Genomic DNA, 7,036 nt, shown 5'->3' on the forward strand with positions numbered 1-7,036 from the left:
ATCAGGGCGTGCGCCTGCGGTACCCGCGCTACTTGCAACTCGAACAGCTCGTGCAGACACCGCCCTTCGGGATACACCGCTGTGGTCGCGTTCAGGTGTTCGATCAGCTCGTGGTATTCATCGGCAGCCAACAGGCGCAATGTCCCGAGCGGCTGCGATGCATCGCGCACCATCTCACTAAGCACGGTAAGCAGATAGCCGACATGCTGAGTGATAGTCGATCTATCGAACAACGCTGTGGCGAAGTTCAATCCGCCTTCGATGGTGTCTCCACGATCGGACAGGACAAGCTCGAGATCGAACTTGCTCGAAGCATAATCGACGTCGATCCGCTCGACGGTCAGACCGGCCAACTCTGGCAGAGCGTCGGCATTCTGCTCCCACACGAACATCACCTGAAACAAAGGTGATATCTCAGCGTGACGCACCGCTCCTGAAGCGGCCAGGATCGCTTCGAACGGTAACTGCGCGTGATCGAACGCAGCCAGCGTCGTATCGCGCACACGTTCGATAAGCGTCTGCGGCGTCGGCGCATCGTGGAGATTGATGCGTAACGGCAGCGTGTTGACGAAGCAACCGACCGTATCCTCCCACATCGCACGCGTGCGGGATGACACCGGCGTGCCGATCACAATGTCGCTCTGCGAGGCGAGTCGCGATAGCACAACGGACCATGCACCGAGCATGGCCATAAAGACCGTAGCACCACTGCGCCGAGCAAGCTCGCGGAGACCCGAAGTGAGCGTCTTGTCGAGAACGATCGGCACGAACGCAGCCTCATGTTCCCGGCGTGCCATGCGCGGACGATCCAAGGGCAAGTCGAGCGCAGGCGGAGAACCGACGAGAACGCCTTTCCAGTAATCGACAGCGACACGACGCGCGGAGGAGCGCGACCAACGCGCTTCCCACATCGCATGATCGAACGACGTCGCGACGACAGGAGGCAGCGGATCAGACCCACCCTCCGGCGCAGCGGCATACAGCGCGGACAACTCGCTCATGACGATATGCAAGGTCGTGGCGTCGGCTACCAGATGGTGGAGCGTCAGCAAAAACAGATGATCGCCATCGGGCAAACCGATCAACGCTGCGCGCAGCGGTGGCTCGCAGGAGAGGTCAAATGGACGGCCATATTCTTCCAGGCACAACTCGGCGATCGCTTCGGTGTTAGCCCGCGTCACGTGCGATATCGCCAGCGGACAGCCCATCGATGCATCGAGCAGCGACACGACAGGCAGACCGTCCTGTTCGGTAATCACCGTCCTCAGTACGTCGTGCCGCGCGTACAGGCGGTCGAGGCTTTTGCGAAACGCATGGATATCCAGCGCACCGTGCAAACGGCAGGCCACCGGCATGTGATAACTCGAACCGACGTCCGCACCAGCCTCGAGCAACCAGAGGCGCTGTTGCGCAGAAGTAAGCCGCAGCCCCAGCTCGGAAGCCTCGTCAACGCTTGCTTCCTCATTGCTCATCGCCGCGAAATTGACCTCCTCGGCCAGCAACGCCACCGTCGGCGCAGCGAACAGGCGCGACATCGCAATCGAGCAGCCGAAACGGTCGCACACCCTGCCGAGCATCTGCACGGCGAGCAACGAATGACCGCCGATCTCGAAGAATCCAGCATGGCGTCCGACTACGGACAGCCCGAGGAGATCGCGCCAGATTGCAGCGATCGCCTGCTCCACAACGCCTTGCGGTTCTTCGAACGGCGCCGAGCCGACGTCAGCTTCCTCGATCGATGGCAATCGCGCTTTGTCGATCTTGCCATTCACCGTCAAAGGCCACGTCGCGACAGCCACGAAAACGCTGGGCAACATGTAGCTCGGCAGGCGCGTCGCCAGATAGCTTTTCAGGATCGCCGGCAGCGGTTCGCTCAAAGCATGACCGGTCGAACTCGCTTCGACATAGGCGACGATGCGTGGTGCGATGCGTTCACTCTGATCGTTGTGTGCCACGACATCGACCATCACTTGATCGACCCACGCGCAATCACCTAGAACGGCTTCGATTTCTCCGAGTTCGACGCGGTGCCCTCGAATCTGCACTTGGTTGTCGTTGCGTCCGAGGTATTCGATCTCACCATCGGGAAGTCGGCGCGCAAGGTCGCCTGTGCGATACATGCGAGCATCGCCCGTCGCTCGGAATGGATCGGCAACGAATCGCTCGGCCGTCAGCGCCGGTCGGCCGTGATAACCGCGTGCAAGGATGTCGCCACCAACGTGGATTTCGCCCACCGTTCCCATCGGCACGAGTGATCGATGACGGTCGAGTAGATAGAGTCGTCCGTGGTCCACCACCTTACCAATGGAGTGCCAAGCGCCTGACGCATCGACTCGGCGAATCGTCGCGTTGATGGTCGTTTCCGTCGGCCCGTAGGCATTGAACACACGAGGCAGATGATGGCCGATCGCGAACCATGCCTTCAGTGCGGGAGCGCTTACCGCTTCGCCGCCGATAACGATGCGAGACAAATTCGATGGCAACCCCCTGCCCGGCGACGCCCAATGCGAGACCATGCCCGACCAGAACGCGGTCGGCAAGCTGGCGATGGTGATCGCGTGGGTATTGCAGAAAGCATCGAAAGCCTGCGGTGACGAAATACTCTCGTCGGTTCGCAGCACGAGGCAGGCGCCGCTGCTGAGCGCACCGAATATTTCTTCGACCGAAACATCGAATGCCAGCGACGAGAACTGGAGATAGCGATCGGCCGAGCCAAGCTCATACGTGCGCCGCACTGTTTCGATCTGACGCACGACAGAGGCGTGCTCCACCATGACGCCCTTCGGGATACCGGTCGAACCCGAGGTGTAAATGACATAGGCGAGATCGTGCGGCGATGTAGTCCGTTCGTCGAGTGGTGTAGCAGGACATGCATCCCATGGACGCGGCATTCCGTCCATCGCCACCATCGGAACCACGGTCGAGAGCTGCGCTCTATGGCGCGCATCGGTCACCACGATATCCGGACGAGCATCGTCGATGATGTCCGCGATTCGCTGTGCGGGATAATTCGAATCGATGGGTACGTAGAAGCCACCCGCCTTGAGCACGGCAAGAACGGCGACGATCATGTCCGCGCAGCGTTCCATGCAGATCGCGACCGGTCGACCATGTATCGGAGCAAGGCCGCTGAGATACCTGGCAAAACGATTGGCCCGTGCGTCCAGTTCGAGGTAAGTCAAGTGGACGTCGCCATCCATAATCGCCACGGCGCTCCCATCGCGAAGCGCCTGATCTTCGACGACCCGATGGATACCGCTCGGCAGATTGGACGACAAGCCGCCGCCGATCGCCTCGCCGAGCAGACTTTCGCGTTCCGCTACATCCAGGATATCCACCTGCGCATAGCGGGCCTGATCGTCCCCAGCGAGCGCAGCGAGCATGCGCTGGAAGTAACCCAGGTGGCGCGCGATGCGCGCTTCGTCGAACAGTTCGGCGTCATAGCCAAGCGCGCCGACAACAGCGCCGCCCTCCTCGCGCAAATCGAGTTCGAGGTCGTAGCGGAGAAACGTCTCCGGCGTGTCGACGATCTCGACAGCCAGGCCAGGCAGAAGCGGTGGCACGCGCATCGCACCCTGCCACGAGATCATTACCTGGAACAGCGATGCCTGCGCGTCACGGCCCTCGCTGCGGAGCATTTCCACCACCTTGTCGTACGGCACGTCCTGATGGTCAAGCGCATCACGAGTCGCTCGCGCGGCTTGTTCGACGACCTCAGCCAGCGTGGCGTCCTCGTCGGCGACGATTCGCAACGGCAGCGTGTTGATCAGTAGGCCGACGACGTTGGCGATTTCCGGTCGACGTCGTTGCGATGACGGCGTGCCGATGACGATATCCGACTGACCCGAGAGTCGAGCGAGAACCGCCCACCACGCAGCGAGCACCGTCGCAAACAGAGTCGTTCCATGTCGCCTCGCGACATTGTTCAAGCGCTCTACACATGCCTGCGGAATGCACACCGCCGACTGTCTGGCCGGATGTGTGCGCACGGCAAGCGGCGCACGGTCGGTCGGTAGCGCGATCGTGGGTGGCGCGTCCCTCAGCAGGAAAGTCCAGTAACGTGCCTGCGTCGCAAGGTGCCCAGTACTCCACTGCTCGCTTTCCCATGCCGCAAAGTCGACGTAACGAAGAAGTGGCTGGTCAAGCGAAGCAATCTGTCCGGTCACGTTCGCGAGGTAGAGCTGCTCGATATCCCGCACGAGAATATCCATGGATCCACCATCGCAGACGATGTGGTGCAGCGCGAGTTGAAATACGTGCTCATGATCGCTCGTGCGAACCAAACATGCGCGAACCAGTGGCCCACTAGCCAGATCGAAGCGGCGCCCGGATTCACGCGCGAGGACAGCGGCCAGACCCGCTTCGTCGTAGCCGTTGGCGGCGAGGTCGATCTCGGCCAACGGAAAGTCTTCCCCGGCAGGCAAAACTTTCGCCACCAGCGCACCCGCCCGAAACACGAAGGTTGTGCGCAACGCATCGTGACGCGCGTAGATCGTGTTCAAAGTTGCGCGCAGCGCCTGCGTATTCAGGTCGCCTGAGAACCGTAGCACGGCTACGATGTGGCTGGCGGCGTGGCCATGCTCCGTCTGCGAGGTGAGCCACATTGCCTGCTGAGCGAACGACGCCAACGGCAGCGAATCCGTGCGACGTTCGATGACCGTGGATGCATGTTCATGGCGCTGATCGGGAGCGAGCAGCGGCGCGAGTGCAGCCGCGAAGTCGATCAGTCGCGGGTGAGCGAAAAGCGCGCTCATTGGAATGTGTACGCCGAGTTCGCGTCCGAGCATGCCGACGAACCGGAGTGCAAGAAGCGAATGCCCTCCGCTTTCGAAGAAGTCCGTCTGCCTTGCGATTTTCACGCCGTCGAGCAGGCCGGCCCAGGCCGTTGCGACCAACAGCTCCAGCCCTGGCTCCGGCACGTCGCCCTCGGGCATCGATGACAGCGTGAGTTCCGTCGATGGCAGCGCGCGCCGATCCACTTTCCCATTTGCCGTCATCGGCAAGCCATCGAGTAGCAAGATAGCGGCAGGGATCATGTACGACGGCAGATGCGATCGTGCATGCCGCGCGAGCTCGTCTACAAGGACATCGTGCCCAGATGTGCCGACGACAAAAGCGACCAGCACCAAGGTCCCCACGGCATCTGATCGGGTGACGACAACGGCATCCTGAACCCACGGATGGCTCTTCAGACATGCCTCGATCTCGCCAGGCTCCACGCGATAGCCACGGATTTTCACTTGGTCGTCGTTGCGACCGTGGAAAGCGAGGCTGCCATCCGGCAAGAAGCGTGCAAGATCGCCCGTGCGATAGAGCCGTTCGCCAGGATTTGCGGAGAACCGATCGTGGATAAAGCGCTCATCCGTCAGCTCGGCATTGCCGAGATAGCCACGCGCCACACCCACGCCGCCGATGTACATCTCACCGACCGTGCCGCATGGCACCGAATGTCCATGCTTATCGAGAATGTGGATACGCGTATTCGCGATGGCTCTTCCGATAGTGGAACGACCGGTCGCTGTATCGATATCTCCGGAGGTCGCGACGACGGTCGTTTCGGTTGGCCCATAGTTGTTGACCAGACGCAGACCCCGCGGCAATGAAGCCGACGAATCGGTGTAACGATCGCCGCCAATGAGAAGCGTCTCCAACTGCGGCGGATAATCACCTTCCGCCAGCACAGTCGTGGCCAGCGATGTGGTGAGGAAACCGATTTGTGTTGGCGAACCGATCCACCAACGCAACATGGCCTGCAAGTCACCCAACGACGCAGCAGGCGGAAACAACAGACAACCACCGCTGACGAGCGTCGGCCAGATTTCCCAGGTGCTCGCGTCGAATGCCAGACCCGCCATGGCGCTGGCAAACATGCCTGGCCGCAGATCGAACGCTTGGCAGTGCCACGCGGTGAGCGCTACCAGCGATCGGTGTTCGATCATCACACCCTTCGGACGTCCCGTCGATCCCGATGTGTAGATCACATAGGCCAGGTCGCGCGCGTCGATGTTCCTCGGCGTGAATGTTATCGATGCGTCGCCGTTGTCCTGGCCCACGTTCAAAGCTAGACGGCCGTGCAAGGATGTTTCGGCGAAAGCGGCAAGGCCTGCCGGATCGACGAGTACGACACGAACCATCGCATCGTCCAAGGTCTGCGAGAGCCGCGAGGCAGGATGGGACGGATCGAGCGGCAAATAAGCACCGCCGGCTTTCAGAATACCGAGATAGGCCACCACAAGATCCAGTGTGCGCGCCAGACATACCGCGACCACCTCGCCGTGTTGCAGACCATGTTCGAGCAGACGACACGCAAGCCGATTGGCCTTGCGATCCAGTTCGGCATACGTAAGCGTGTCGTCACCTTGCCGCACGGCGATGGCCTCGGGTGTGCGCCGTACCTGAGCTTCGATCAGCGCATGGATACCGGTGTCGCTAGGGTACGGCGCTTCGGTCGCGTTCCACGCGGTCTGTTGCGCTCGCTCCGCCTCACTGAGCATGTCGATCGACGACAAACTCGCGCCGTCGACGGTCATCGCGCGAAGCACCGTCATCAGGTAATCGACGTGGCGTTGCATAGTCGACACGTCGTAAAGCGACGTCGCATGATTGAGGATGCCGCGAACCTCGGAACCGTCTTCCTGCAAAATCAGTTCAAGGTCGAAACGGCATGTGCCATTCCCCGTAGGCATCGCCTCGACCTCGATACCGGTCATGTCCGTTATCGTCCAAGACGATGGTTGCCAAGCGAACATGACCTGGAACAGCGGCGTGTGATCGAGCCGACGCGGCGGCTGGGCGATCTCGACCACCTGCTCGAACGGCAGGTCCTGATGATCCTGCGCCGCCAACGTCACCTGCCGCACATGACCGAGCAGACCGGCCACCGTGCCGGCCTCGTCCGGGCGCAACCGCAACGCCAGCGTGTTGACGAAGAAGCCGATCAACCCTTCCGTCTCCGGCCGACCGCGATTGGCCGTCGGTGTACCCACCACCAGATCGTCCTGTCCCGACAGACGGCTGAGCACCACCGTCCATGCGG

At 61.4% G+C, this 7,036-nt stretch carries 1 protein-coding gene; it reads right to left on the reverse strand.

Translation table 11 applies throughout. The annotated features are described in order from the left end of the window. On the reverse strand, window positions 1-7,036 hold a 7,036-nt coding region (locus tag HDE76_RS20430; RefSeq protein WP_184510213.1), incomplete at both ends, for a non-ribosomal peptide synthetase.

The organism is Rhodanobacter sp. ANJX3 (assembly GCF_014200755.1).
GTDB lineage: Bacteria > Pseudomonadota > Gammaproteobacteria > Xanthomonadales > Rhodanobacteraceae > Rhodanobacter.